Genomic DNA, 25157 nt, shown 5'->3' on the forward strand with positions numbered 1-25157 from the left:
GGCCCGACAAGGGTTATGCGCCTTGCAGGTAGGGGATCGGGGCGAAGGGTATATCGTCGTCTTTGGAGTCTTTATCAGGACCGGGGACGCCCTGCTGGCTCTGTTGCGGGCGCTGGCGCCCGGCGGTGCTTGGATCTGCCGGCCGGTGTTGTTGCTGGTGCTGATCACCCTGGGGGCGTCCTCCCAGCAGCTGCATGGTGCCTTGCATGTCCACTACGATTTCAGTGGTGTAACGCTTGATACCGTCCTTCTCCCATTCGCGGATTTGCAGCTTGCCCTCGATATAGACCTGGGAGCCTTTGCGCAGGTATTCACCAGCGATTTCTGCGACCTTCCCGAACATAGACACACGGTGCCATTCGGTTTTTTCAACCTTCTGGCCAGTTTGCTTGTCAGTCCACTGCTCGCTGGTGGCCAGGCTGAGGTTGGTTACTGCATTGCCGTTTGGCAAATAGCGCGTTTCCGGGTCTTGGCCGCACGTACCGACCAGTATCACCTTGTTGACTCCGCGAGCCATAAATGGCCTCTCCTTAACTATCCCTATACATCGTTTGGGCGCAAAACCTGCGTTCGGTGCATACGATAAAGCGTTCCGATAATTTAAAACAGCGCTTTTATGTCTGCTTAGTTTAGTATCTGTCTAATATCGACTGAACTGGGGCTATACGGATAATGAATCTGGAAGTGTTTGAGGGGGCGACTACGGTGGAAGAGGCTGTAGAAGCCAGTTATATGGAGCGCCGACGCCGGTTTTACCTGTACGTCGACCTTAAGGCCGACGGCGTTCGCCTTGACCTGTTTCGGCATTTGCCCGAGAAGGAGCTTCATACCCTGTCAAACCAGGTGAGTGTTGCTTGCAAAGCCCGCACGGGTATTACAGAGAAGCTGGCCAGGCGGCTGGAGTACGTTATTGGAATACCGTTTGGCTATTTTGACCAGCCTTTGCCGGAGCGCGAGCTGCGTGCATCCATGGCGCGCGGTGCGCGGTTGGTGCGAAAGCTTCAAAAGTACGACTTAGATCCTGAATGGTCGGGCCGCAGCAAGAACAAAATTGCCCAGGTAATGGACTCGCCGAGCGGTCAGCGCGGTGTGTCGAAAGCCCTGTATTTGCAAGTGATTGCGGCGTTACGGCCGAAGAAATCCAGCACGGAAGGGAATGTATAGGGATTGCTGAATGTTAGACGACCACGATTCAGCTATGGTATACAGCACGCCGATTTGAGGCAGATTGCCTGCATGCACAAATAGGAGACGAAAAAAAAGAACCCGCCCCCGCCAAGGTTATAGGTTCTTTTCGACGTACCAAATGATAAAGCACCACAACCATCAACCCTTAAGCTTTCCTTGCTTGCCTTGTGCTATCCGAAGATGGCGCCGAGGGGGTAAGTCTTGTTGGTAGCCCGAGTATATCACAGCCTCGGGAGATACAAACTTTCCCGCCTTTTTCAAGAATCCAGTATCAGTGTTTCGCTGAACCAGCCGCCTGGCTGTGACTGTCTGCACCTGTTTTGGTTCCTGTTTTTTGCCGTCAGCATCCGACTTCCAGGGGGTGCTCGATGAGCATCATTCGCGCCGCACGAAAAGCCCAGTTCTACAACCTGCCCACCACCATTGTCGACGACGACAGGCTGTCATGGGAGGCGCGTGGGTTGCTGGTTTACCTGCTGAGTAAGCCAGACAAGTGGACGGTACAGGTACGCGACCTGATCAACCGCACCAAGAACGCGATAGGCAAGTCTGCCGGCAAAGACAAGGTTTACAGCATCATCAACGAGCTGCGTGCCGCGGGTTACATCTATCGCGAATTCAAGCGCGAGGGCGGCAGCTTTGTGGGCGTGGACTATGAGGTATCGGAGACGCCTGACATGGATGCCGCGGCCGAATACCTGAGGTCAGTTGAAGCGAAATCTAACGCACCGTTTCCGGATTCGGCGGAAACGGGGGATGTGCCCCCACCATTTCCGGCTTTGACGGAAACGGCGGCACCGGTTACGGCAAATCCCGAAACATTAGATAGCACTGAAAGTGCATCTAGCATTGAAAAAGCAGTAAAACCTATCAGCTCCCTCCATGCGGTAGAGCGCGTGGCGGAATCGCCTACTGATTCGACAGTGCCACCCGATTACCCCGCGGAGTACCCAGGACCGGGCAGCTCCATATTTTCTGCCTGGCGGGCCTACGCTATCGCTTTCCACACCCGCTACAAGCAATGGCCATTCTACAACGCCACTGTGGCCGGGATGATGGGCAAGGCCGTCGCACGCATCCAGGATGCAACGCCAGCTGCTGTAGCCCACTACGTCAAGAACGAGAGCAGCACCTACCTCACCGACAAGCTCCACCCTGTCCCCGTCTTTTTGAAGAACTGTGAGAGCTACGCCAGCAAGGCGGCGCTGGCTGAACAGAGCAAAAAGCGGGCGGACAGGGCGGCGGCGGCTGTGCGGGAAGCGGAACAGGCAAGCTCTGTGGCGCCCCAGGCAGGCGAGCCCAGTAAAAACATACCGTCGCCGGCATCTGCCGGCGCCGCGGCCCTGAGCGTGCTTAAAACCCGCGTGGGCATACCGAGCAAGTGATGCACCTGTAACCCCAATACTCAATCGCCAGAGAGAAAACACTATGCGCCATTCAGGCAAAAACCCTACGAAGGCCCAAGATCAATGGTTCAACGATGTAGCCGACATCTGCGGTTGCATTTGCTGCATGTTGGACGGCCACCCGCGGGACTTTTCAGAGCAGGCCCATGTTTCGATTCACCATTGTGATGGTCGGACCAAGGCCCACGCCCATTACTACGTGTTGCCCCTGTGCGCTGGCCACCACCAGCAGGGTTACGGCCCTCGGCCGGACATGCTGGCAGTCCATGGCAACAAAGCGCGATTCATTCAGGAATACGCACGGGAAATTGAGTTGGTAGACATGTGTGTTCAGTTGGTCGAAAAGTCCGGCCGAGTGGTACCGCCTGGTGTCTATGCGCTGTTGGGTAAGTGGCGCGAAAGCAAGCAGTACAGCGAGGCTGCCGCATAACGGCGTTTTTTTTGGCTAACTTATGTACGGGGATACAAAACGATCCCCGTACACAAATCATAAGTTTTATTCAAATAAAGCTTTATAAAATTCAGGTCCGAGTGGTACGCTTTCTGCTCTACAAAACGCCAGAGATAAAGCTATGCCAACCCTTCCAATCATGTTTAGCCCGATGTCGGCGGACCTTTTAGCGCATCGCATGCGTTTCTTGGGTTGTCCGGAAATTCTGACGGGCCTGTACGAGATAAACCCACCCCCCGGCTTTGATGTTGAGCGCTGGGCCGACACTGCCCGCGGCCTGACGCAGGATCTGCGTGACGGTAAAGCCATCAAGCCGAGCCAGGCGTCGATTGCTCTATTGGTCGAGGCGCTGGAGGGCAACAGCGTTATTGGTATGGCGCCTATTGAACGGCGCGCTGGGTTGATTTCAGTTGCGGCAATGATTGCCCAGCGCTTGGAGCCCTACGCAGGGCGCCCAATTAAACCGGAGGTCCACTGAATGACCGTAGTAGCCAAAATCAAAGCCACGGCGCCTAAACCGGATTGGGTTGGCGCAATGCTGGGAAATCCCCGTTTTGAGTTCACCGCGCGTCTGTGCACTGACATTGATAAGTTGCGGCTGATCGCCAAGCACTTGCCTACCTGCACGACTGTTGAGCTTGATGTGTGTGGCCATGGCAACGCAGACATGAATGTGGCGCGCGTCGAGCTTTGCGAAAAGCTCGTGGCTGCCATGCTGGAAACGGGCATGGTCGAGTATGGATCGAGTCAGTTCGCCCGGTTGCTGCGCTGTGAGTACGCCAATCGGTTGATCGAAGTGATTTCGAGCTACGGCCGCTGCTATTTCTACTCCCGCAAGCGTGACAGCGTGGCCCGCCTGAGTTTTGACCAGCGCGTTTACCTTCACGATGAGAGCGGCGTCACGATTGAGGCAAAGGCCGCCAGCAAGTGGGAGGGTTTCAGCCATAACGGCACTCTGCGCGACTTGGTGCTGCAAATGCGCAATTACGTGATGCGCGGCGAGCGTATTGACCCTGCGTACATCGGGATCGACAGCCCACGAGGGCAAGGCAACATCTGGGGATACTCGCCCGAGCAAATGCGCCTGTGTCGTGAGGCCGCTCAGCAGTTGCCGATCATCAATGTTGCATCGCTCGTGGAGTGCGCCGCATGAGTCTGCATCCGGGGCCAATCGTGTTGGGCCACATCCGCGTCAAGTCCATTTGTGATGAGTGCGGCCGCTTCCGTAGCAGCGGCAATCATGAAAAGTGCAGTAAAAAGCGTCAGGTTCGCACTACCTCGCTGGCACCAAAGCAATGAGCGCCGCTGACCAGGATCAAATCGAAGCCGCCGAGCTGCAAAGCTGGCTTGTAGGCAAGGGCCCCACCGTTCGCCCTATCGCTCGTGTCGGGCTTATGGCGTGGGCGCTGGCCGCTCTCAAGGCAAACCCTGCTGTGGCAGAGCTACACCTGCTGGAAGAGGTGTGTGCCTTCTACACGAATGACGAAGACAAGTTCAACCGTGGGGACGGCGAGCCCTTCGGCTCCATCCCTGTCGAGGTCGGCATGAAGGCCCGCCAGGCTCGTGAGCGGTTTATTGAGCGTGAAGCCCGCGCGACCGCCACCAACACCAGCGGCCTGGCTCATTGCCCTCTCTGCACTGTTTGCCATACGAGCGAGGAAACATGCGTTAAAGCGTTAGAGCGCTTTAACGCGCCAGCGGTTAAGTGCTGGTCGTCGGCCACAACTTCCAAGGAAATCACCCATGAATAACCAAATGGTCGGCGGCCTGTCCCAGGGCGCCCTGACTACCGCCTTGCGCGCCCTGACGCACGGTCTCGAAACCCTGGCCTACGGCGCCGCCCGAGAGCGGTATAGCTCGGCCGTCGCTGAAATCGAAACCCTTTTGAAAAGCCCTGTCGAGGCGGCCCCGGAATGGGCTGAGGCGCTGTTGCCACTGGAAGCGGTGCGCGAAGCCCTTACCAGTAGAGACAGCGCGGAACGACTGGCGAACATGGATGCCGGCAACACGTTGCGCCGGGCAATCGCCAGCCTCAAGAACATCCGTGATAGCGAGCACCAGGGCGTGCCGGCGCAACTTCACTTCCCTACGATGTTGAGAAAAATGTGGTCGGGGGGTGAGGTGAGCCAGTGGGTTGCAGAGCAAGGGCCGCTTTATCGTAAGCCGCTGGTGACGCATGGCGACACTGCCACGCTGCAACAAGTCTATGAGCTGTTGGGCATTGCCGAGTTTGCCCGTACGCCTGGCGTGCTCATGGTTTGCCTGGAAAACATGCAGCGGTTTTGCGAGTACCTGGGGGCAGTAGAGCGGGAATTCTTCATGGTTCCGGGCGAGCCAGGCGACGAGCCTGGGGACGAAGGCCTTGAGCCAGCCGACGAGTGCCTGCTGAGCAAGTTCGGCGCCGAGTCAGCGCAGCACTACGTCGAGCAGTTCCGTACGGCGCTCCTGATGATTTCAAAACCTGCTGGTGAGCCGGTGGGCTACATCCAGTTCGGTGAGGCTGATTCGGGTGAGATTGGCAACTACGAGATTGAGCCGAACCGTAAGGTCTGTGACGCCTTGAACATCGCTGATAACGGCAACGGCACGACCTATGACCTGTACATGTTCCCGAGCCAGGAGGCCGGCACGCAATGAAAGCTCTCTCAATCCGCCAGCCTTGGGCGTGGCTGATCATCCATGGCGGGAAGGACGTGGAAAACCGCAGCTGGCACACCCACTATCGCGGGCGCTTCCTGGTGCACGCTGCCAAGACAATGACCCGTGAGGATTACGCTGAGGGCTTCCGTTTCGCTATGGAGTGCGGCGTTACCGATCTGCCGCGTTTCGATGACATGCAGCGTGGCGGCATCGTCGGCTCTGTGGAGCTGGTCGATAGCGTCGAAACCAGCACCTCGCCCTGGTACATGGGCCAGCGCGCGTTTGTGCTACGCAACCCGCAGTATCTGCCCTTCACTCCTATGCGTGGCCAACTGTCGTTTTTTGAGGTGGTTGACGCTCGCTTGAGTGATTGCCTGGCCAGTAACTCGGCGGTGGGGCAACAGTCATGAGTGAGGTCGACCCTACCGAGCTGGAGCGCGCAATACGCAAGATCAAGCACTGCTTGGCGCTCTCGGCAAGTGCAAACGAGCACGAGGCCGCCGCTGCGCTGCGCCAGGCGCAGAAGCTCATGGCCAAGTACAGACTCACCGAAACGCAAGTCCACCTGAGCGACGTGGGCATGGCCAAGAGCGAAAGCGCCAAGGCAAAGCGTGATCGTTGGGAGGCGTACCTGGCAGCAGTGGTGGGCGATGTTTTTGACTGCGAGTCGCTGACTCATATTGCATGGTGCGACAAAGCGCTGTGCCGGGTAGAGCGCTCTGTATTCGTAGGGGTTTCCCCTGGGCCAGAAATTGCGAAGTACGCCTATGACACGCTGCACCGGCAATGTGTGAGCGCCCGCAAAGACTACGTCTCCAAGATCAAGTGCGGGGAGGTGGTCAGCACCGGAGCAACGGCGAAGACTCGCGCCAACCACTTTGCCCTGTACTGGGTTGGCCAGGTCAAAGAAAAACTTGAGGCGCTAGTGCCGACTGGTGAGGACACGTTGGATTGCGCCGATAGCGACAGCCGCGCGCTGATCGCGATCAAGAGCAAAAACCAGGAATTGATAGACGCGTACCTGAGCGAGCTTACCGGCGGGAAAGGTCCGGCGCCTGGACCCAACCGCCGCAAGATCAAGGCGGCGGCCATAGATATGGTTTCGGGTATGAGGGCAGGCCGTGCCGCGACCGTGAATCATGGCGTGGGCACGGCTGGCGAGCCGCTGGTGGCTATTGGTGAACCCCCTATGGGCACTCAGGGAAGCTTTTTATGAGTGAGTTCGTACTGCAAGACTCCCGAAGCAACACGGGGGATCGGCTGATGTTTTGGGCACAGAACGGTTCTGGCTACACCACGAACCTGGACCAAGCCCAACGCTATACCCGCGATCAGGCCGCCAGTCAGAACGAATGTCGGGAAACCGACCTGCCTTGGCCCTTCGACTACTTGCTGGCGCGCCACACGACTGCCGTGGACTGCCAAAACGTCAGGCCGGACGAAATCGAAGAGGCATTGCCGGCGGCAGAGCAGACCTATTTGTATGTGGCCGGCGCGTGGAATGGCAACGATCTGATTTGGTTGACGCCTGACGGCCGCCACAGCGACAACTTGGGTGAGGCCCAGGTGTACGACGCGACGGTTGGAGTTTCTGTTGGCACCTACAGTCGCCAGGGCGTGAGGGCTATTCCCAAGGTGCTGGCGGATCAGCTGGCGCGCAAGGTGGTGGCCAGCACCAGGGTAAAGCACAAGGAAGCGCTGCGCGGTACGGGGATTATTCTGGCCAAGCCTCGCAAGTTCATGACCGCGCGTCACCGTTGCGACCACTGTGGAGTGTTTATCTCAGACGCCCAACGCTTTCAGGACTGCCCCAAGTGCGGGGGTTGTAACGCGCCATAACGGGTGGCCGCCATAGCTGTACTCCGAACGGCAAAGCGCCAAAACGCTTTGCCGTTTTTGTTTCTGTCGCCGGCGCTGGCCGGTAACCGCCCTGCTTAGCGGCATCGCGTTAAAACGTCAAAACGTTAATGACACATTAGCGCTTTTATGTAATTATGCGGATGCAGTTAAGCCAGAGATAAGGACACCCCATGAATCACTACCAGAAGCCGCACGCCGGCCAGGAGAGCGCAATTGGCTAATTACTTGCTGATTACCCGCGAACTGCTGGCGGGCCTTTATGCCGACCTGGAGCAGGCCGCCCCTGGCACGCCCAACTTGAAGTCGGACGCTGGCGCGCGCCGCAACCTGCTGCGCCTGATCCTCGCCGGCGAGCAGTCCGAGCATATCCGGCCGATCCCGACCACCACCGAAGAGCTGGCATTGCAGGCGCAAGCAATGAGAGACCGCCTGCGCACCGGTGAGCGGCTTCTGCGTCGCTGTCTTCCCCTGATCGTTGAGGGAGGCAAGTACGTTGTGGCGGGCTCAGCTACTGACGCCGTAGAGCGTTTCCTCAAGGACGTTCCACCGGAGAGCAGCGTATGAGCGATCAAAGCGGGCCGGTGCGTTATGACCTGATGTTCAGCATGTCCGAGGCAAGCCATGGGCGTGTTACCCATCTGCTGCAACGGTGTAATCACAACAACGTCAATCTGTTGCTTGCCCGCGGGTTGGCATTGGTCCAATGGGTTGAAGATCAGCAAGACTTGGGGCGTACCATCGGCGCCGTGCTGTACGATGGGGAAGATGTCGACGTTACCGAACTGGCAGAGCGTCCTGAGCTTTTGAAACCTCAGCCTCGGCCCCAGTCCATCCCCCTCAAGCCAGTAGAGCCTGCCGTCGAGGCCAAACCCGAGCCGGTGCCGGCCCCTGAACCGGTGGCCAGCGCTGATAAACCCGTAAATCCGAAGCTGGTACCGCGCGAAAAAAAGCCTACCCCCCCAACGCCGCCGAGATACCGGGCACCGAGTGGCCGTGAGCAGCAGCTGCGAGCCCATATCCCGAACGACCATGGCCCAGTCAAGACTTACACCTGGGTGCGATGGAAGTGCGAAATGGACAAGCGGATGCCCCCGATCCTGATTGGTGATGACCGGGCGTTACCTGGCGAGCTGACCCAAGATCACCTGCCAGAGCTGGAGCGCATGCTCGTCGATGCCAAGCACGCCACGCACTTCCTGCTTACGCCTGATGGCTTTCTGTCCTACTACGCCTATCAGCCCGGCAACGGCAAGCGGGGAGGCTGGCGCTACGTAGAAGAGGGCTCCATGCAGCTGCGCAAAGACGATCACTGCGAGGCCGGCCTATTCGCGATCTTTCCGGTAGTCATGGCGGTGGAGTACTTGCGCCGCCAGGCGGCGTCGGCGCGCACGTTGGCCAGCGTATGAAAGAGCATGTGATTGCAGTTATTGACCCCTACGACGAGCGGCCAACCGTTTGCAAAGGCTGTGGTCAGCACGGTGACGCTGACAATCCGATCACCGGTGAATGCCCGGCGCCATACCAGTCGCGCAAGCAACTGCTGGCGGCGCTGTCGGCTTCTGGTGCGTTGCTGCTTGAAGTGGCGAACCGTGGTCGCTTGATGGGCTGGGAGCTGGGCCTGGTCGAGCAGATCGAAAAACACCTGGCCAGCGAGGGCCGTACCAATGGTTAAAGCATTTCCCTGGACGATCAATGGCCTCACCTTCCGAACTCGCGTCGAGCTGGAGAAGGTAGTGGAAGCCTTCGCGAATGCCGGCACCCGACAGCACCTTTCCGCCGCCAACGAGCTTATGAGCGCAGCGATCAAGCAGAGCAAGTTGAGCGCAGACCAATACACCGAAATTAAAGAGAGGCTGCACTTATGAACAATGCGAAGCGGTACGCAGTTGAGCGGCAAACCATGTGCCTACACCTGCCGGGCCACCGGCTTGGCACCGAAGAGCGCTTGGTTGTAAACGCGGCCGACTTTGACGCTGCACTGGCCGCCCATAAGGCGGGCCTGGCTCGTGAGGCGGTGCTGCGCCAGCAGTTGAACGACGCCACCACGTCGCTGGAGACGATCAGCCAGCAGGCTGGCCGCGAAGACGGCTTGAAGTACATGAGCCAGGTATGCGGCTACGCCAACAGCCGCGCCCTGGTCGCCCGTAATTTCCTAATCCAGTCAGCAGAGGTCGTGCCTCATGAATAACGAACGTATTCGGTTCCTGGTTGAGCTGCTTGGCGCTGTTGCCGGTACCGCTTTCAGGCTTGCAGACAACAGTGAGGATTCAGGCTCACCCGAAGAGATTTCAGTACAGCGGTCGGACTTTGGCACGCTCAGCGCCGCCCTGGACGCCTGCGACGAGCTTCCAGAGCTGGATGGTGACTTTGTGCGTGATGGATGGCTTCGGGCATTGGATGAGCTGCGCGCCCTGCTGGATACGGCGCCAACCGTTCAATGCAACACCTGTTCAGGCACTGGTGATATGCACGAGCCGGGGCAAGAGCCCGGTAGCTGCGCCCGTTGTGAAGGAACTGGCCGCTTACCAGCCGATCATCACTATGGCGAGCCCTCGCACTGGGCCAACTTGGCCGGACAGACGATCACGGCCGACCTTAAGGCGTACAACCTGAAATCGGGTGGCGCGCCAGCTGCTGCATGTGCTGCGTACTCGATCCCGCTCTACCGTCACCAGGCCGCCCAGCCCCAAGGCGAGCCGGTGGCTTGGCGGGTCACTGGCCGTGGCGGTCTGACGGTGACACCTGAGTACCCCAAGTGGGCGACAGGTAAATGCTCAGAAGGGCTCAAGGTTGAAGCATTGGTGGTCGCCGATCAGCCCAAACTCGCGCCAGTAATTGCCGGTAGCGTCCTGGATAGCTACGACTATGCGATTGCAGACCTCAATCCTGAAAGCGCATGCACCTACGTGTCGAATGGTGAGCTGGCGCAGCTTGTTGCGGCAGTCAGAACGTTGCAGGTACGGCAGTTGACGCAGCCCAAGGCTGAGCCCGACCGTGCCCTGGTTGCGGAAATCGTGGAGTTCGGTTTTGGCCTCAAGGAAATTTCGTGGGTTGGCGGCAAAATGCCAGAGGTCGGGACAAAGCTGTATATCTGCCCCGACCTGCCTTCAATCCTAGAAATGCCGTATGACTTGGCCCAAAAGACCGAATGTGAGCTGCCTGCGCGGCGGCTGCCTAATGGGCATGTCGTCGAGGGTCTGCACTTCCCTGCACCAGTAACCGCGCCTCACGCGGCCCTCCTGGCCTATCGCGTAATTTTCAACGATGGCGAGTCGAGCAAGTGGGAGGATGGTGCACCTCAGTCGCAAGACCTGTACGACGTTCGCGACGGCGTTATCCGTGGTGTTCAATGCGCCTATGCTCAGTTGCCAGACAAGGCCGCAACGGTGCCGGCAGAGCCAATTCTCGTTGAGGCTGTAGCAGTCACTCGCGAGTGCGATGAGGACGGCCTACGACTGGATTGGTTGGTTGAGGGTGGTATCGCTGCCCTGGAGCATCCTGGCACCATGCTGCTGGTGGCCCAGGGCGTACTGACGAACGACAGCGGCAACGGCTATGTATATCCTGCACGGAATCCAGAAGATGACGAATAGAAAACTGGGTGGTATCCAGATCCTCAAAAACGAATTTCTGCCGCCGATGACGCTCATGGCCAGCCCTGACCTGTTCGCGCAGCTGACCGATACGCCTGAGCAAGCCGAAGCAAAGCACCAATCGCTAATGGCGCAGATTTCGCAACTGACGGCACTCGTTGCAAGGGCCACGTCCAGGCCCGCATGCCAACTGCCTCAGGGGCACCCGACACGCTGCGGCTGTAGGGTTCGATCATGACAGGTGCGAAGCGTGTCGAGTTCACGATAAAGCAGGGCGACGAGGTTGTGACTGCGACCCTCGAAATTACCGAGGCATTCAGCCTTACCGAGGTGGTGGACGCGGCCCTTGGGGGCATCTTCCCCATGACGACGGCCGCCACACAGGGGCGGTGGCCACCTCTGCCGACCGGCGCTCTAACAAAGCTGGCGCTCGTACCCGACCAGGTTGTCGGTCGCATTTACGATCAGCCTATCCAGCCCGTACATGTAGTGCTGAACTCCAGCGGCCGGGCGCTACCGGACGATACCCGACTCTATGCCCGCCCCGCTGATACGAGCCGGCGCTATGTTCGCGCGCCATCCCGAAAAGATCCGAAGTACCACCAGGAATGGCCAGAGATTGAGGGCGGCCCGGTCTTCGATGGTGTCACCTACTGCAATGATCTTTTCGAGGCGCTAAAGCGCTATAACGTTTTAGTGGCGGAAACGTTGCCAGAGGGCGCAGTCGATGAGTAAGGCGAAAGTGGCAAAATTGCAGGCCATCATAGACAAGATGGTCGCGGACTCAGCAGAGGCGCGAAAGCTGGCGGTTGAGCTGTATGGCGAAGATGCGCACCTGTTTGAAGAATCCAGCTGCCTGTTCGTTATGTCGGGCGACTGTGACGGGCCGTCTCGTGAACGCCAGAAGTTCATCGAGCTGACCGCCTCAGGGTATTACTGGGTCGGCGGGGGGGCTTGGTGATGGTTGCCCAGCAATTGGTCGATACCGCCCCCGCCCAGGAAGAGCCGCAATGCTACCTGGTAACAGCGGTTGTCGATTTCGAAAGCTTCACCATCCTCAAGGGGTTTGATAGCGAGTCGGCCGCCGAGGTTTTCCGGGCTGCGGCTGAGGCCTATCACCGTACCGCCCCTGAATGGCCTGCTGACAGCTCGCCTGATGAGGAATACGAGCGTTTTCACGCTGCCCATTCAGTTTGGCTCCGTGCTCACCCAGGAGGCTTGCATGCGAGTGGCGCCCACAGCTTCGGTATCATTTCCGCACCATACGTGACATCGACCGATCAGCCGAATTCAGCTGACGTATCTGCCGTGCTGGTGGATCAGGCCCACCTGGTGCGTGAGCTGGATGTTCTGTTGAACGGTGAGGCTGGCGCTGCCCAACAAGCCAGCCTGTGCGATATCGTCGCCCAGTTGCGTAGCTGGCTCGTTAATCCTGTAGCAGCCAAAAGCCCCGACAAAATGCGGCGAAAGCGCAAGGTACAGTCGCCTGCCCCAACTGGCGCCGGGCGGCCTGCTGCCGATATCACCAAGGAAGTAGTAATACTCGAAACCAAGGACGGCAAGGGGGTGGACCTTTGGATATCCGACTGGGACGGGATTTTCATGTTGGACTGCGGATTTGACCGGCATGGCTTCAAGGCCTTCGGTGAGCTGCCACGGGTCTATCGAACCGAACGGGGAGCTAGGCAAGCGGCCGCGTTGCTGACGGGAGAGAAATTGAAGTGGACCAATGTGGTCGGAGGGCGTGAACTATGAAAATCGTCAACCGCAAGACCTTCCTCGCAATGCCAGCGGGCACGGTGTTCGCCAAGTACGACCCGAGCATAATCCGCGAGCCGATGGTGAAATTCGATACGATTGACTCCGGCGGTGAGGTGGTCGACTTCTATTACGCAAGCTTGACTGATGAGGTCGATTGTAGCGGCTCGTTTGAGCGAGACGGGATTATGGATTTAGCCGAGATAGAGGGCGCGCCGTTCGCCCTACATTTCAATACGCAATGCCGTGACGGCATGTATGACGCTGATCAGCTCTTTGCGGTGTGGGACCGGGACGACGTAGTGGGATTGATCGCTAGGCTCCAGTTGGCGCTGACTGATGGTTACTGACCGAAGGCTGTGCGCTGTACAGAGAGCTGGTAAACTGCCGGCAAAACGCCAGCACGTAAAAGTTGGCGCCGAATTACAGGGAGCAGGATGTGAATAAGGCAAGCCAAAAGCCTGAGCGGCTGGTATTTCCGACAAATGATCGAAAGATGTGGTCAGGGCATGAAGTGCAGCGCTGGCTTGATGAACAAGGTCTGTTTTATCGAGCGCCGAGAGCCAAGGTTGAGGCGCAGCAGAAGCCCATTTATCCACCCCTTGAGGTTTGGCCGGCTTGGTCAAATTGGTGCGGGCTTGCACCGAGCGGCTATTGGGTGTTCTTTGAAAGAGAGCCGGTGACCACCAATACGTCGCGGGAGGCTTCAACAGGGCAGTGGGGGAATTCGCTTCCCGGCGAGTACCTGCCCAACTGGCGAGAAATGTTGTACCAGCGCCCTATGGAGGAAGCCCCGGCCCTGCCGAACAAGGAGATTGCGCGGGTGTTCGGTGTGCCGGTCCCGAAAGGATATGGCGGTAAGGCGCTATAGCGTCAATGAGTCAAAGCGTCTTAGTGTCAAAATACAAAGCCCGCGTTGCCACCAGGTGCAATTGCGGGCTTTTCGCTATCTGGTCTGACGTGAGCCTGGGGGCGTCTTTCATAGTATCTTGCGGCCATGGATGGAAACCAAACCACAAGGGAAAGCCCCACGATGTCGAAAAAGATCACTGCGTTAGCGCTCACTGCCGGGCTGTGCCTGGCCGCCGGTATCCCCACCGCGTTCGCTGGCGTGAACCTGTTCAAGGATTATGTCCAGGGCACGCCCATCGACAAATACACCCGCTCTGCCGGGTATTACGACTGTTCGAACAGTGTGCAGAAGGGCCGATGCACCGATGGCTTTGATTTTGTTGGCGAGAAATTCACCGTCGCCCTGTTCTTTCGCGAGGACAAGCTGGACGTGGTGGCGCTGATCGCCCCGTACAAGCTGGACCTGTACCCGAAAGTGTCCGCCGCCCTGGCCAATACCTTCAACATCATTTCCATGGAAAACGAGAAATCGTTTATCGACATGGTGACGCTGCGTAACACGGCCACCCAGGACGAGTACGTTAAGAAGTTTGTGGCCTTTGAGGGGGCGGCGCTGGCGGCCGGTGATTTGACCTATACCTACTTGGAGGTACCGGACACGGTTGGCTATGCGGACGTGGGCGCAATCCTGGCTGCTGCGCCGGAAGATGTGCGTCAGGCGGCCGTGAGGCTGGTCAGTGATAACCAAGCATCTAGCGTGGTCGTGCGGTTTGAGCTTCCCAATGTGAGCTATAAGCACGCATCGGCCGAGAAATTCTGAAAGAGGTCCGGGTGACAATGAGCGCCATCGAGCAGCTGGAGGGCGTGGGCCTTCCACCCCGCGTACGTGACCACATGGAAAAGCACCTGGCCCAGATCACAATCACCGCCGACGCCGGCGCGCTGCACCTGGCTCAGGCGCGTGCGGAAGGGTTTGTGCAAGGCCTGGAAGTGGCTGGCGCGCTGAACGCCGGTACAGTCGAGGCCTTGTATATCGCCGTAGACAACGAAGCCGCCGCCAGGCTGATAGAGCTTGAGCAGTAGCCGGCCTACCTCCCTTGGGCAGTTGCGGCTTTGTCGACAGCCTCGGCGATTATCTGAGCTGACGTGCTGAGCGCGCTGTAACGCTTACTCAGCTCAAGTTCCGGAGTGCTGGAGGTGGTGCGCTGAAACTCAGCGTGCAGTCGGCGGAAGTCGCGCAGCGTGTCAGCTAAGTGCGGTGTCAGTTCCAGGGTAATGTTCATCTGTGGCCGCCTCTATTTGCGTTGGTCCTTATCCTGCCATGCCGTGAGCCCCTGAATCACACCAGGGGCTTTTTTTTGCCTAAAATCCAAATAAAAACATAAAAATGATGTATTGATATTTTGGCCCGGTGTATAGTGGCGCCAAGCCAGAAATAGCCAGTTGGGTACATGGGCATGTCGGATACGGATAACGTGGTAGAGATAGGCGAACTGCGGCTTGCACGCATAAAAGCGGACTACACACGTCGGCATGAAGGCTGCCAGCACCGCCTTTTAGAAATGGACGATGTGGGCGAAGTTGTCACTTGTAGGGACTGTAAAGTGCAAGTGTCCGCGTACTGGGCGCTAAGCATTTTACGGGAGCACTGGCGGGAGCACTCGCTCAAGGTGAATCGAACCCTTGCCGCCGCCCAAGAAGAGCGTGGCGCCGTCCTGCACCTGACTGCCGCCAAAAAGGTAGAGAAGGCCTGGCGCAACAAAACCATGGTGCCGGGCTGCCCGCACTGTGACCGCGGGATCTTTCCTGAGGATGGCCTTGGCGGCTCGATGGTGATGCGCCGCTTTGAGAATGGCCTGCGTGAGCGGGAGCGTGCAGACAGCATTGCCCAGGGATTGCCAGTGGTTGCGAAGCTGTTGCCTCGTAAGCCTGTGTCGCGCAAGCCGGCCACCGCCAAGCCTCGATCCAAGGTCAAGCCCAGGCCGCTGTGGGAGCACGCCCCAGCCTGGGCGGAATGGCTAACCTGCGACGTTAGAGGCCGCTGGGACTGGCACCAGATAGAACCATTCGAAGTTTCGAACGAATATCACAGCGGCTCCATGTGCGCGTTTGCCGGCACCACGCTGGCGCCCGTGGATGGGGCTGGAATCAAAGAGAAGCGCCCACGTGGCGAGCAGGGAGTACCGCAATGAGCCGCGAAGAAGAGAACAAGCACCTGGCTGACGCCGGTAAATGGCTGAAAGACCACGCTTATACCGAGCTGGCGAATGCCAACGGCGTGGAAGTGTGGCGCTGTCAGAAGCCCGGCAGCATTCACCAGGCGTTCGACATCTGCATCACCCGCTTCGGCACTGCCGTCTTTGGCGATATCGGTTCGCTGACATTCGGTGTGGGCTCGTCCTATGGCCTTCCATTCCTGGCCGGTGACGACGGCGACTACATCTACGGCAAGCTTGAGGCCACCAGCAAAGTCACGGAACTTGACCGGGATTACTTTGTGCAGATCGTGTGTGAGGCGATTAAGGATCTTCTGCATGGGCGTGTTGAGGATCTTCCTGAGTGGAAGCAATCCCCGACCCCGCTTGATGACATCTGCGCGGAGCTGGACAACTGGCTGATGATGGCTGCCGAGAAGAGATTCCCGACTGGACTGCACATGTCCTTTCTGAGCGCCCTGGTGGTAGCGCTCAGGTCGTGCCAGCGCCTTGAGGGTGGGGCTACTGAGGCCTATGCCTGGATCAACGAGCACGAAGAGCTGTTGGACCTTGGCAGCAACCTTGACTACGACCTTCACAGGCCGACAGACAGCGTGCTACGCCGTTTGGCTAAGGTTCGCCACGCCGCCAGGATGATTGTGGCTCAGAAGGCAGCAGCGGAAGCGCAGGCCGTGGTCTCGTGAATATGCGTGAGCGCTTTGAAGCGCTTCACCCGGTGCCAGAGGGCGTTCGGTTCGACGACCACCTAAAGGTCTACTACGTCGAGCCTGGCCCGCACAGTATCGCCAAGCAGCTGCATTGCCTTTGCTGGAGCATGTGGGTTGAGTCCCGCGCTGAAATGCTCGTACAGCTGCCTGATGCCCATTCCTACACGGTGCCAGACGTTGCTGGTGCTGCGATTCTCGACTGCATGGCCGCCATCCGTGGCGCCGGCGTAAAGGTGAAATCATGAACCCAATTGCCCGTGACGCTCTTGCCCGTAGCGCCAAACGCCTGGAAGTCCCGCAGTGGGAGCTTGAGGCAGTTTCTCTGCCCGTGCCCAAGCCTTCTGCTGTGGCTCCCGCCTATGATTCCCGCACCGCCGACAAGTTTGTCGCCCGCTTGCCCGATGGCGTGCGTGCACGTGTTGCCGCTCAGGCTGCGCTTGAGAGTCGCAGCATGAACAGTGTTGTGGTGCTGGCGGTCGAGCAGTACCTCGATAACCAGGAGCAGCACCAGATCATGATGAGCGCTCTTGTGTTACTCAAGCAGCAGCTCCAGGATCAGCTGGCGGCCGCGAAAGGGGAGGCCCGGCAATGATTCCAGCGCAGCCAATCGAAAAAATCGAGAAAGAGGCCGACCTTTGCGCCCTGTTCATCCAGGAGTTCAACAAGCTGCCTGACTGGACTTGTTACCCGGAAGCGGCGGGCTTCGACATCCTGGTGGTGCACACTGACGGCCGCCAAATCGGCGTAGAGGCAAAGCTATCGCTTAACGCCAAGGTTGCCGACCAGATACTGCCCCACCATTACGATGCCAATAGCGAAACGCCAGGGCCAGACTACCGCATGGTGATCGTCAGCAAGATCACCGCTGCAAGTGCCGGCATTGTAAAGATGCTGGAGCGCCAGGGCGTCACCGTGCTACTGCCGCGTTCAACGCAGACGTTTGAGGGGCACAACTACACCTTTGACCTCAAGCACAAGCTGCTGGAAGTGAGTGGGCGAGCGCCGTTTTATGACCGGTACATGTTCGATTGGAATCCCCCGGTGCGCTGCCAAGTGCCGATTATGGTTACGAACCTGCCAGCTGGTGTACCTGCGCCGGTGAGGCTCACACCTTGGAAAGAATCAGCATTGAAGGTGATAGCGCAGTTGCGCAGCCAGGGATTCATCACGGCCAAGCAGATCGCCGCGCACGGCGTCGGTATAACCGCATGGACGCAGCCGGCCACGAGCAAGAAACCGGCGTGGCTTGCCAAGGGCGCTGTCCGGGGTACCTGGGTCGAGACTGCCTACCTCCCAGCCTTCGACAAGCAGCATCCCGAGGTGTACGCCTTGGCGGTAGCAGGTGTCGCCGCCGCCGCTGCTGTTCCGCCAACATTGGAGCTGACAGCATGATCATCCCGGTAGCTGCAATCCTGTTCATGCTGTGGAACATCCGCCAGGGGCCACGCCCATGAGAACTGTCCGCCGTTTCATTGATGACCCAACGGCCCAGTATGGGTTCCGCTCTGTACCTGCCACCTACGAAGACGCCGAGAAGATCACCGGGTTTCGGCTTGATCGTCGTGTGAACTACTCAATCAGCCAGAAGGGCGAGGTCGAGCAGGAAAGCTGGTGCACCCTGAATTGCTCCGGGTGCAGCTGCGGGTGTGAGGGTGGATGCGGGTGTGGTCCGTCTACCGGTTGCAGTGAGTGCGGTTACACCGGCAAGCGGCGTATGCACTTCGGCTTCCCGCCTTCCCCGCCCGACCGAAAGAACCCCTGAACCAATCTCCACAACAACCTGCCGGTAAGCGGCGGGCGAGGTAACGCTATGCCTGCGAATTGTGAATACAGCATGAGTCCCAGCGATGCCATGGACATATCTGGCATTGCCCAGCTCGACCTGGCCATGCGCCGCGAGGCTCTAACCAGATACCTGGAGCAAAACGGCCAGCAGCGCCTGGTGGAGCTGATGGCGCAGTTTATCGGCATGGCCAACTCTGTCGGCGAGAACTGCGCCGAAATGAGCGACCAGGTGCTGATCATGGAGTGCAACGTGCATCCCGACAGGTTCGACAGCGTGAACCTGCCAACCATCATAGGCGCCTGCCAGGGCGTGTTAATCGCGAGCAAATGCGACCCGGCGGGCGCTTGTTACGGATGTGCTTACCGCCTGGGATCAATTGCCAACCAGTCACCCGTTGCAACGAGTGATGCAGAGTTTATGGCTCACGACCGCAAAGGCTTCATGTGTCATGCCCACCTGGATGAGCGCAACGAGCCAACGCGGGTTTGTGTCGGCCACGCCAGGGCTGCCAAAACCACAACTGAATGTTCCCACACCATCGAAAACACAATCCAAGGAAAACTCAATGCTGACTCCAAACACGCTTACGAACACCCCGGAATATTCCTATGCGCTGGGTACCGTATCGGATCGCTGGAGCGATGACGACCTGGCCGCGTTCGTTTCGGACAACGAACTGGCAGCCGGCGCCGTCATCGCGCGGGGCGTTGTGGTACGCCCTGATGCGAGCGACTTCCTGCCGGATGCCGACGATATCGTCAACCACATGGCCAATAGCGCCAACGATGAGCACAGCGAGTTCTGCGACGGCTTCCCGGACGTGAGCGATGCAGCCACGGCCGAGCTGGAGGTGGCGCTGGGGGCGTTGAAGGCGTGGGCCGACAAGCATTGCGCCGTGACCTTCTACCAGGTCGTGCAGATCGATAACTACACAGTGACGGCAGAGGACAGGACCGCGGCTGATCAGTACTTAAGCCAGCAGCAGAGCCAGTCCGCGTAAGCGTCGATCTAAGCAAAGGGCGCCGGTGCTGGCGCCCTTTTTGTTGGGAAAATGCCTGCATGACGAAACGATGGATTAGTGACGAGCATTTGAAGAGCCTCCCGGAAAGAATGACGCGGAGAGCGCTTTCGGCTGACCCTGCGGCGCCGGCAATGGCCAGGCCGCCCAAGAAGTCCTCAAGCAAGCCTGTGGCCACCGTTGCGCCGGCAGCGACGCCCGAGACGCCTGCCAAAACCTCAACGCAGCGTATGCAGGCTCTGGGGCGGCTGCCCGCTGGCGTTATGAACAAGACCGAAGAGGCCTATGCGGCGCACTTGGAGCAGTTGAAGCACGAAGGAAAGGTGCTTTGGTTCAAGTTCGAAGGTATCAAGCTCAGGCTGGCGGACAAGACGTTCTACACCGTCGACTTCTTTGTCATGCCGGCCAGCCGAGAGCTGGAGGCGCACGAGGTGAAAGGCTTCTGGACCGATGACGCGCGAGTGAAAATCAAAGTGGCCGCCGACATGTACCCGATATTCAAGTTCACCGCCATCAAGAAGGAATCCAAGGCAAAAGGCGGCGGCTGGAGCGTCGAAAGCTTTTGAGCGGCGAACTGCCTGCGGTGGTGACGGCCGCCCACGGAAAGTACATTAGCCATATCATGTTTTGTGCAGATTGCTACGCACCAAAGAATAGCCATTGTCTTACAGGGCGCGGGTTGAGAATCGAGTACGACGCACTTTATTTAATGTCGATTGTCGATACGCGCGTACGCCGCGAATGGCTCTATAGAGAGGCCGAGCGGAGCCCCGCAAACGCAGACGGGCTAAAGGCTCGCGTGATTGAGCTGTACAACATAGAGCAGGAAAAAGCGCAGTAAGTTGTCCGCATTGGCGCCTCAATAGCCAACTTATAGCGCCTTTCTGGCTTGCCAAATGTATAGGGATACTTTCTAATTCTCGCCGTTGAGACGTACCGGGAGGGTGCTTTAGATGGACGGGGACAAACAAATCGCAGCGGCTATCACAGAGCAAGGCACTACGCCTGGCGATTCCGACCCCACGTCGCTCTCACTATTCTGCGACTCGGAGGATTTGGGTGTAGGTGCGGGGCCGCTAGAGCGCCGCCGGGCCGAAGAAGTCCGCCTGGCGGGTATTGTCGGTACCAAGTTGCGCCGGGCTCGTAGGTCGGCCGGGTTCAACGAAAGCGCGGCCGCTATAGCCCTCTCACAGGAGGGGATGACGATGGTGAGCTTGTACGAGAATGGCCATCGTCCGCCCAGCCTGATCAATCTGAGGTTGCTGGCACAATTGTACGGCGTGACCACGGATTACTTACTGGACATGCACGACGACATTCTTGCCATGCCGGAAGAGGGCAACCAGGCGGTTTTGAGGGGCATCATCAGCACCTCGCTCAATCTCCACTTTCACCAGTTCACCGACTCTCTGGCTCGCCGCAACGCCGTGATGATCGAGGCCTTGAGCCTTGATCGCGCTCTTTTGTCCGATCTGGCGGTACTTGCCACGGATTTGGTCAGCGCCTTGAACGTATTCAAAACCCATGCTCCGAACTTCGACGAAATCCGTGGAGGTGCAAAGCTTGACCGTTTGGTCAGCGAACTGCGTGAGAGCATGGAGCAACAGATTCGCCGGCGTCAGCGGGAGGAACAGATGGCCGATTACGAGCCGACCAACCCTGCGCTGGAAAAGATCGCCAGCCATGTGCAGCAGCTTTTGTTTTAGTTGGACGCTTCACGCGCTGGAGAGGTGGACGCGTATAGCCCCGCGTGGCGTCCACTGGCTTGACCAGCTTGTTAACGAGGGCAGCGATACCCCCACCGGCCTAGCTTCGGGGCTGGTGGGGCTTTTACAGGGTTACGCATAACCGGAGCGCTTTGAGATAGAGCGCTGCGGTATGCAGTAGGCCGAAAGGCGGCAAGTCCGGCGGGGTGGAAGGAACCGCCAGCGTGAGTGGCGCCAGTGGTACGGGTTGACCGGACGCTTAAGCGTACCGCCTGCTGCATTTCAAATTTGCTTCGGCAAATAGCCTGGCCTCCTTTAAGGGCATGTTATGCGGTCGCTCGTTGATGGTGGTCAGGTGTGCTGTTTGCATCGGGCATATGACGCTACTTAGACAGGGCGTTTAAACACCACAGCATGGATAACCGACAGGAGAGGGGCTTTACCGCCTTTGCGGCGCCGGTCAGTAGCGTTCCGTTGGCTGATAGCGGTGGGGGTCTTACCAGGATCAACGCCCAAAGAATGGCCCGCCCTGCGGGCCTTTTTTTTAAAGTGAAGCGCAAGAAGTTGGCCGCATTGCCACGGCCAGTAGCGAACATATTACGCAAGAGGTCCATGGATGCCGCGCAAGCCTGAAACTGAAAAGCCTATCCAGGCGGGGGATAATCAATCCCCGTCCAAGGCGGCTACGCGCCCTCGTAAACCTGCAAAACCGCGTTCGGTTAATGTTAACCAGGATGCGCAGAGCAAAAAGCCCGCCAAAACGGTACCCAAAAAGAGTGTGGGGACAGCCGCAAAGCCTCGGTCAAAAGTTGCCGCGCCAGTGCCCGCGAGCAAGAAGCCCGGCCGTGGAACCACTGCAATAAAGAACCCGATAAAGCTCACGCTGAAAGAGCGCAGAGCCATGGAAATGGCGGCTTTCCAGGGTTTGGACGCGCGCCAGGCGAAGTTCGTAGACCTATGGCTGGTCACATATGACGCGCGCCAGTCCTACAAGGATGCGGGCTTTGCATGCAAGAACGATAACGCTGCGTCAGCAGGTGCCAGCCGACTGTTAAGTAAGGTTAAGCACCACCCATATATGCAGGCGCGGCAAGTCGAACTGTTTGCGCGCACCGCCGACGTTCAAAACCAGCTTATCGCCACCTACCACGCCGCATCCTTTGCCGACCCCCGTGAGCTGGTCGAGTACGTGCGCCAGTGCTGCCGTTACTGCTACGGGATTGGCCATAAGTGGCAACTGCGCCCCAGCGAAATGGAGCGCCGCCGCGATCAGTACGAGCTGGCCAAGGCAGAGGCAGAGGCCGCCAATGAGGAAATCGGCGAATTCGATGAGCTTGGCGGCACTGGTTATGACAGCCGCAAGGCTCCGAATCACGACTGCCCTGAGTGCGACGGCCTGGGCGAAGGCCGTGCACTGTTCAAAGACACCAGCAACTTGTCACCGGCCGCCCTGGCGCTCTACGAGGGCGTGAAGGAAGGCAAGGACGGGACCGAACTCAAGATAGCCAGCCAGAAGGGATACCGCGACGGCCTGGCCAGGCTCTTCAACATGAACGTCGAGCCAGCGGTATCGGTAACGGTCGCTGTGAGTGATGAAGTGCTGAACGACCTTTATGAAAAGGCCCAGCAGAACACCGAAGCCAATCGCCAAGCTATGGCCGCTCGCACCGAAGAGCTGGCCAAGATAGGGATCGTCTCGTGAAGCCAGCCGGGCCTACAGCTGCCCAGGTCAAGCAGTCGCGCGCAACCGCTGGCCTTAGCCAGCGCCGTAGCGCGGATCTGATCCATGTCAGCCGTAGAGCCTGGCAAACCTACGAAGACGGCACCGTGGCCATGAAGCTCGGGCTGTGGGAGCTGTACCAGTTCAAGACCGGGCAAATATGGGTTCGCCCGCTGCCTCTGAAACAAGAGCGTCGGGCGACATTGCGCCAGGGCCGGCCAGAAAACTTAAAGCCAATCAGGGCGAAGTCACAGGAGTAGTAACAGTGCAGCAAGCAACAGCAATCATTGTTAATGACATCGGCCTATTTAAAGCCGAACTCATCCCCCAGTTCCGGAGCTTCTTGGAGTCCAAGGGTATGCAGCTGCGTGACGCTGGCGCGGGCCAGTACTTCCACGTTCGCCTGCCTGATTTTCCGCGCTGGATGCCTATTGAGCGTGGCCGTGCTGGTGCCCCTGTGACACCGGCTGCGTTGCGTCCTTATGTACAGGAATTCTTGCGCCTGGTTGGCGAATTGCCTGACTCACAGCGCAATTTCCACATCTTGCCGTTGCAACCAGACGGTCGGCTGATACCAATCGCCTCGCTTCAAGGCGAAGCGAAGAAGCCAGCAGCAATGTCACGTTACCTCAGCGACCTGCGCGACGATCTGGCACTGAATGCGCCGATCAGCTTGTCGAAGAACGCCACAGAAGACGACCTGCGCAACCACGCTATTAACCGCTGGGCTTACGCGGACATGATGCTTGCCACTCGCACCACCCAGGACGGGGATTAACCGGGAGAGTACAAATTCATGCTTTGCCGTTACTGCGGCGGGGATAGGGTCGTCTGGCGCCAACGTGCGAGCGGCCCCTTCACCTTTTGCCAGGATTGCAGGCGCAAAAACTGCGAGCGGGGCACCGGCGCCCTGCCTCATGGGATGCACGAATGCGACCGCGCCCAAATTCAACTGAAAATGCTGTGAGCCACCTATGAGCCAGAAAGAAAAACCCACCACTGCCGGAGACATCCGCCGCGCCAGCCGCTTGGCCAGGCTCACGCACGCCAACGCGGCCCTGGTGGAAATATCCAAGGTCGGTACCAATACATGGAAGAACGAGGCCGGCACCGTCGCCCGCCTGCGCCTCACAGTGGACGGCCGGGTGCACTTCCGCGACCACAACTCCGACACGCCCACCATCGACCTGCACAGTACCGCTCAGGGCGCCGGCGGGTTCTGGCCAGGCTTCCCATACCGCGGGTCGGAGGCACTGCTGCTGCGTGGTCTGCGCGACTACGTGGCCAAGGGGATCAAGATTCACAAGACGCTACTGGTGCCGATGGTGAACGGGCGGCTGGCCCGCGGTTACACGCCGGCAGACGTGGCGGTGATCGAGGATCGCCTGCGGTTCAGTCCGATGTTTGTCGAGTCGGCGCCGGCGGTGCGCTCGTAATGCTGCGCTACGTCGAAAACCGCGCCAACGGTGAGCGCTTGACCATCGAGCTGGAGATTGGCCCCCAGTTGTGGGTCCGCGATCAGCATGGAGCCATTGAATCGGTCAGTCGTGACCACCTTCCCGCCGAGCGCTGGGCCTTTATTGAATCTGGAGCGTCAAATGTCGATCTTTCTCACTCGTGCTGATTTTGAGTACGCCGCCGGCCAGGCAGGTATCGCTGATCTGGAGCGCGACGGTGAACGCTACACCGACCCGAACACGGATATGGCATACACCGTGTGGCTGGGCGTAGCGATGCCGCTGGGGCCAGCCACGCCACGACCACTGGCATGGGTGAACATCCGAGGCGGCAAGCCCGTCGGGATCGTTCTGCAACGCCCCACAGGCCCGGAATCGGATCAGTGGCCCAAGCGCCGCGCACAGGGTTGGTCGCCATCAATGCCGCTATACGCCAACGCACCAGGTGTGAGCCCGGAACTGTTGGCGGCCGTGCTTGAGTTCCAACGCCAGCGCCAAGAAGAGGGGTATTCGGCAGAAAGCGACGTTGCGCAGTACCAGGGCGGCGAGCTGGCGCGTGCGGCCGCGTGCTACTCAATGCAGGCCGGTGGTGTGTACCCAATGCGCTACGCCAGCTTCTGGCCGTTCACGTCGAAAATCAAATCGTGCCCACCGGCGGAAGCGCTGGCCAAGGCTGGCGCGCTGATCTTTGCCGAGCTGGCGCGTATCGACGCCCTCAAGCGCGCTACGGTGCAAACCAAGCAATAGGCGCTCCCAAAGCGGGCGGTAAGGTTTAGGGGCCGGTAATACGGCCCTTTTT

General features: G+C 58.8%; 40 protein-coding genes. 38 read left to right on the plus strand and 2 right to left on the minus strand.

Annotated features, from left to right (window positions below):
- Positions 1 to 13: 13 nt before the first annotated feature.
- Entirely contained in the window at positions 14 to 517 is a 504-nt protein-coding gene (locus AC19YS_RS29650) for a single-stranded DNA-binding protein (protein ID WP_500603322.1), read from the minus strand.
- A gap of 155 nt (positions 518 to 672) precedes the next feature.
- Here AC19YS_RS29650 and AC19YS_RS29655 point away from each other — a divergent pair, with 155 nt between their 5' ends.
- From AC19YS_RS29655 to AC19YS_RS29765, 23 genes are all read left to right on the plus strand, one after another.
- Positions 673 to 1164, plus strand: coding sequence for a hypothetical protein (locus tag AC19YS_RS29655; protein WP_500603323.1), 492 nt, complete (start codon positions 673 to 675; stop codon positions 1162 to 1164).
- A 392-nt stretch (positions 1165 to 1556) separates the two neighbouring features.
- Positions 1557 to 2573, plus strand: coding sequence for a hypothetical protein (locus AC19YS_RS29660; RefSeq protein WP_500603324.1), 1017 nt, complete (start codon positions 1557 to 1559; stop codon positions 2571 to 2573).
- Positions 2574 to 2616: 43 nt separating this feature from the next.
- A complete protein-coding gene (locus AC19YS_RS29665) occupies positions 2617 to 3024 on the plus strand; it encodes a Ref family recombination enhancement nuclease (protein ID WP_500603325.1) in 408 nt (135 codons plus the stop codon).
- 142 nt (positions 3025 to 3166) lie between these two features.
- On the plus strand, positions 3167 to 3523 hold the full coding sequence (locus tag AC19YS_RS29670; protein WP_500603326.1) for a hypothetical protein: 357 nt from the start codon (positions 3167 to 3169) through the stop codon (positions 3521 to 3523).
- Complete coding sequence (locus tag AC19YS_RS29675) at positions 3524 to 4198, plus strand: YoqU family phage-derived protein (RefSeq protein ID WP_500603327.1); 675 nt, start codon at positions 3524 to 3526, stop codon at positions 4196 to 4198.
- Positions 4199 to 4340: 142 nt separating this feature from the next.
- Complete coding sequence (locus AC19YS_RS29680) at positions 4341 to 4796, plus strand: hypothetical protein (protein ID WP_500603328.1); 456 nt, start codon at positions 4341 to 4343, stop codon at positions 4794 to 4796.
- The gene (locus AC19YS_RS29685; protein ID WP_500603329.1) at positions 4789 to 5682 is read left to right on the plus strand and encodes a hypothetical protein; all 894 of its coding nucleotides are present in this window, start codon (positions 4789 to 4791) and stop codon (positions 5680 to 5682) included. The genes AC19YS_RS29680 and AC19YS_RS29685 overlap by 8 nt, the downstream gene beginning before the upstream one ends.
- Positions 5679 to 6095, plus strand: a complete 417-nt coding sequence (locus AC19YS_RS29690) for an ASCH domain-containing protein (RefSeq protein ID WP_500603330.1) — start codon at positions 5679 to 5681, stop codon at positions 6093 to 6095. Before AC19YS_RS29685 ends, AC19YS_RS29690 begins: the two co-directional genes overlap by 4 nt.
- Positions 6092 to 6901, plus strand: coding sequence for a DUF2786 domain-containing protein (locus AC19YS_RS29695; RefSeq protein ID WP_500603331.1), 810 nt, complete (start codon positions 6092 to 6094; stop codon positions 6899 to 6901). Before AC19YS_RS29690 ends, AC19YS_RS29695 begins: the two co-directional genes overlap by 4 nt.
- Entirely contained in the window at positions 6898 to 7524 is a 627-nt protein-coding gene (locus AC19YS_RS29700; RefSeq protein ID WP_500603332.1) for a hypothetical protein, read from the plus strand. Before AC19YS_RS29695 ends, AC19YS_RS29700 begins: the two co-directional genes overlap by 4 nt.
- Positions 7525 to 7758: 234 nt before the next feature.
- Positions 7759 to 8109, plus strand: a complete 351-nt coding sequence (locus tag AC19YS_RS29705; protein ID WP_500603333.1) for a hypothetical protein — start codon at positions 7759 to 7761, stop codon at positions 8107 to 8109.
- Entirely contained in the window at positions 8106 to 8951 is an 846-nt protein-coding gene (locus tag AC19YS_RS29710) for a hypothetical protein (RefSeq protein ID WP_500603334.1), read from the plus strand. Before AC19YS_RS29705 ends, AC19YS_RS29710 begins: the two co-directional genes overlap by 4 nt.
- Before the next feature lie 8 nt (positions 8952 to 8959).
- Positions 8960 to 9217 (plus strand): hypothetical protein, encoded by a 258-nt coding sequence (locus tag AC19YS_RS29715; protein ID WP_500603335.1) that lies wholly within the window; start codon positions 8960 to 8962, stop codon positions 9215 to 9217.
- Positions 9210 to 9410: a hypothetical protein gene (locus tag AC19YS_RS29720; RefSeq protein WP_500603336.1), complete on the plus strand. Its 201-nt coding sequence runs from the start codon at positions 9210 to 9212 to the stop codon at positions 9408 to 9410. Before AC19YS_RS29715 ends, AC19YS_RS29720 begins: the two co-directional genes overlap by 8 nt.
- Complete coding sequence (locus tag AC19YS_RS29725) at positions 9407 to 9733, plus strand: hypothetical protein (RefSeq protein WP_500603337.1); 327 nt, start codon at positions 9407 to 9409, stop codon at positions 9731 to 9733. Before AC19YS_RS29720 ends, AC19YS_RS29725 begins: the two co-directional genes overlap by 4 nt.
- Positions 9726 to 11138: a DnaJ-like cysteine-rich domain-containing protein gene (locus AC19YS_RS29730; protein ID WP_500603338.1), complete on the plus strand. Its 1413-nt coding sequence runs from the start codon at positions 9726 to 9728 to the stop codon at positions 11136 to 11138. The genes AC19YS_RS29725 and AC19YS_RS29730 overlap by 8 nt, the downstream gene beginning before the upstream one ends.
- A 234-nt stretch (positions 11139 to 11372) precedes the next feature.
- Positions 11373 to 11873: a hypothetical protein gene (locus tag AC19YS_RS29735; RefSeq protein ID WP_500603339.1), complete on the plus strand. Its 501-nt coding sequence runs from the start codon at positions 11373 to 11375 to the stop codon at positions 11871 to 11873.
- Positions 11866 to 12099, plus strand: a complete 234-nt coding sequence (locus AC19YS_RS29740) for a hypothetical protein (protein WP_500603340.1) — start codon at positions 11866 to 11868, stop codon at positions 12097 to 12099. The genes AC19YS_RS29735 and AC19YS_RS29740 overlap by 8 nt, the downstream gene beginning before the upstream one ends.
- Complete coding sequence (locus tag AC19YS_RS29745; protein ID WP_500603341.1) at positions 12099 to 12893, plus strand: hypothetical protein; 795 nt, start codon at positions 12099 to 12101, stop codon at positions 12891 to 12893. Before AC19YS_RS29740 ends, AC19YS_RS29745 begins: the two co-directional genes overlap by 1 nt.
- The gene (locus AC19YS_RS29750) at positions 12890 to 13246 is read left to right on the plus strand and encodes a hypothetical protein (protein ID WP_500603342.1); all 357 of its coding nucleotides are present in this window, start codon (positions 12890 to 12892) and stop codon (positions 13244 to 13246) included. Before AC19YS_RS29745 ends, AC19YS_RS29750 begins: the two co-directional genes overlap by 4 nt.
- A gap of 89 nt (positions 13247 to 13335) precedes the next feature.
- Positions 13336 to 13767, plus strand: coding sequence for a hypothetical protein (locus tag AC19YS_RS29755; RefSeq protein ID WP_500603343.1), 432 nt, complete (start codon positions 13336 to 13338; stop codon positions 13765 to 13767).
- Positions 13768 to 13929: 162 nt separating this feature from the next.
- Positions 13930 to 14568 carry a hypothetical protein gene (locus tag AC19YS_RS29760; protein ID WP_500603344.1) on the plus strand — a complete coding sequence of 213 codons (639 nt, stop codon included), beginning with the start codon at positions 13930 to 13932 and terminating at the stop codon, positions 14566 to 14568.
- Between the two features lie 17 nt (positions 14569 to 14585).
- Complete coding sequence (locus AC19YS_RS29765) at positions 14586 to 14831, plus strand: hypothetical protein (RefSeq protein WP_500603345.1); 246 nt, start codon at positions 14586 to 14588, stop codon at positions 14829 to 14831.
- 5 nt (positions 14832 to 14836) lie between these two features.
- Here the strand turns inward: AC19YS_RS29765 and AC19YS_RS29770 are convergent, their stop codons facing one another.
- Complete coding sequence (locus tag AC19YS_RS29770; protein ID WP_500603346.1) at positions 14837 to 15031, minus strand: hypothetical protein; 195 nt, start codon at positions 15029 to 15031, stop codon at positions 14837 to 14839.
- A gap of 174 nt (positions 15032 to 15205) precedes the next feature.
- Here AC19YS_RS29770 and AC19YS_RS29775 point away from each other — a divergent pair, with 174 nt between their 5' ends.
- The 15 genes from AC19YS_RS29775 (at position 15206) to AC19YS_RS29845 (ending at position 25105) form a co-directional block, all read left to right on the plus strand.
- The gene (locus AC19YS_RS29775; protein ID WP_500603347.1) at positions 15206 to 15940 is read left to right on the plus strand and encodes a hypothetical protein; all 735 of its coding nucleotides are present in this window, start codon (positions 15206 to 15208) and stop codon (positions 15938 to 15940) included.
- Complete coding sequence (locus AC19YS_RS29780; RefSeq protein ID WP_500603348.1) at positions 15937 to 16647, plus strand: hypothetical protein; 711 nt, start codon at positions 15937 to 15939, stop codon at positions 16645 to 16647. Before AC19YS_RS29775 ends, AC19YS_RS29780 begins: the two co-directional genes overlap by 4 nt.
- A 2-nt stretch (positions 16648 to 16649) precedes the next feature.
- A complete protein-coding gene (locus AC19YS_RS29785; protein ID WP_500603349.1) occupies positions 16650 to 16916 on the plus strand; it encodes a phiTE_015 family protein in 267 nt (88 codons plus the stop codon).
- On the plus strand, positions 16913 to 17263 hold the full coding sequence (locus AC19YS_RS29790; RefSeq protein WP_500603350.1) for an Arc family DNA-binding protein: 351 nt from the start codon (positions 16913 to 16915) through the stop codon (positions 17261 to 17263). The genes AC19YS_RS29785 and AC19YS_RS29790 overlap by 4 nt, the downstream gene beginning before the upstream one ends.
- A complete protein-coding gene (locus AC19YS_RS29795; RefSeq protein WP_500603351.1) occupies positions 17260 to 18063 on the plus strand; it encodes a hypothetical protein in 804 nt (267 codons plus the stop codon). Before AC19YS_RS29790 ends, AC19YS_RS29795 begins: the two co-directional genes overlap by 4 nt.
- Before the next feature lie 442 nt (positions 18064 to 18505).
- Positions 18506 to 19102: a hypothetical protein gene (locus AC19YS_RS29800; protein ID WP_500603352.1), complete on the plus strand. Its 597-nt coding sequence runs from the start codon at positions 18506 to 18508 to the stop codon at positions 19100 to 19102.
- On the plus strand, positions 19023 to 19457 hold the full coding sequence (locus AC19YS_RS29805; RefSeq protein WP_500603353.1) for a hypothetical protein: 435 nt from the start codon (positions 19023 to 19025) through the stop codon (positions 19455 to 19457). The genes AC19YS_RS29800 and AC19YS_RS29805 overlap by 80 nt, the downstream gene beginning before the upstream one ends.
- 59 nt (positions 19458 to 19516) lie before the next feature.
- Positions 19517 to 20041, plus strand: a complete 525-nt coding sequence (locus AC19YS_RS29810) for a DUF1064 domain-containing protein (RefSeq protein ID WP_500603354.1) — start codon at positions 19517 to 19519, stop codon at positions 20039 to 20041.
- Positions 20038 to 20316: a hypothetical protein gene (locus tag AC19YS_RS29815; protein ID WP_500603355.1), complete on the plus strand. Its 279-nt coding sequence runs from the start codon at positions 20038 to 20040 to the stop codon at positions 20314 to 20316. The genes AC19YS_RS29810 and AC19YS_RS29815 overlap by 4 nt, the downstream gene beginning before the upstream one ends.
- Positions 20317 to 20428: 112 nt before the next feature.
- The gene (locus AC19YS_RS29820; protein ID WP_500603356.1) at positions 20429 to 21181 is read left to right on the plus strand and encodes a helix-turn-helix domain-containing protein; all 753 of its coding nucleotides are present in this window, start codon (positions 20429 to 20431) and stop codon (positions 21179 to 21181) included.
- A gap of 616 nt (positions 21182 to 21797) precedes the next feature.
- Complete coding sequence (locus AC19YS_RS29825; RefSeq protein WP_500603357.1) at positions 21798 to 22883, plus strand: terminase small subunit; 1086 nt, start codon at positions 21798 to 21800, stop codon at positions 22881 to 22883.
- Positions 22884 to 23166: 283 nt separating this feature from the next.
- Positions 23167 to 23679 (plus strand): hypothetical protein, encoded by a 513-nt coding sequence (locus AC19YS_RS29830; RefSeq protein WP_500603358.1) that lies wholly within the window; start codon positions 23167 to 23169, stop codon positions 23677 to 23679.
- A 196-nt stretch (positions 23680 to 23875) separates the two neighbouring features.
- Entirely contained in the window at positions 23876 to 24337 is a 462-nt protein-coding gene (locus tag AC19YS_RS29835) for a hypothetical protein (protein WP_500603359.1), read from the plus strand.
- On the plus strand, positions 24337 to 24525 hold the full coding sequence (locus tag AC19YS_RS29840; protein ID WP_500603360.1) for a hypothetical protein: 189 nt from the start codon (positions 24337 to 24339) through the stop codon (positions 24523 to 24525). Before AC19YS_RS29835 ends, AC19YS_RS29840 begins: the two co-directional genes overlap by 1 nt.
- A complete protein-coding gene (locus tag AC19YS_RS29845) occupies positions 24500 to 25105 on the plus strand; it encodes a hypothetical protein (protein WP_500603361.1) in 606 nt (201 codons plus the stop codon). The genes AC19YS_RS29840 and AC19YS_RS29845 overlap by 26 nt, the downstream gene beginning before the upstream one ends.
- Positions 25106 to 25157 lie beyond the last annotated feature (52 nt).

The organism is Pseudomonas sp. MF08831 (assembly GCF_059862645.1).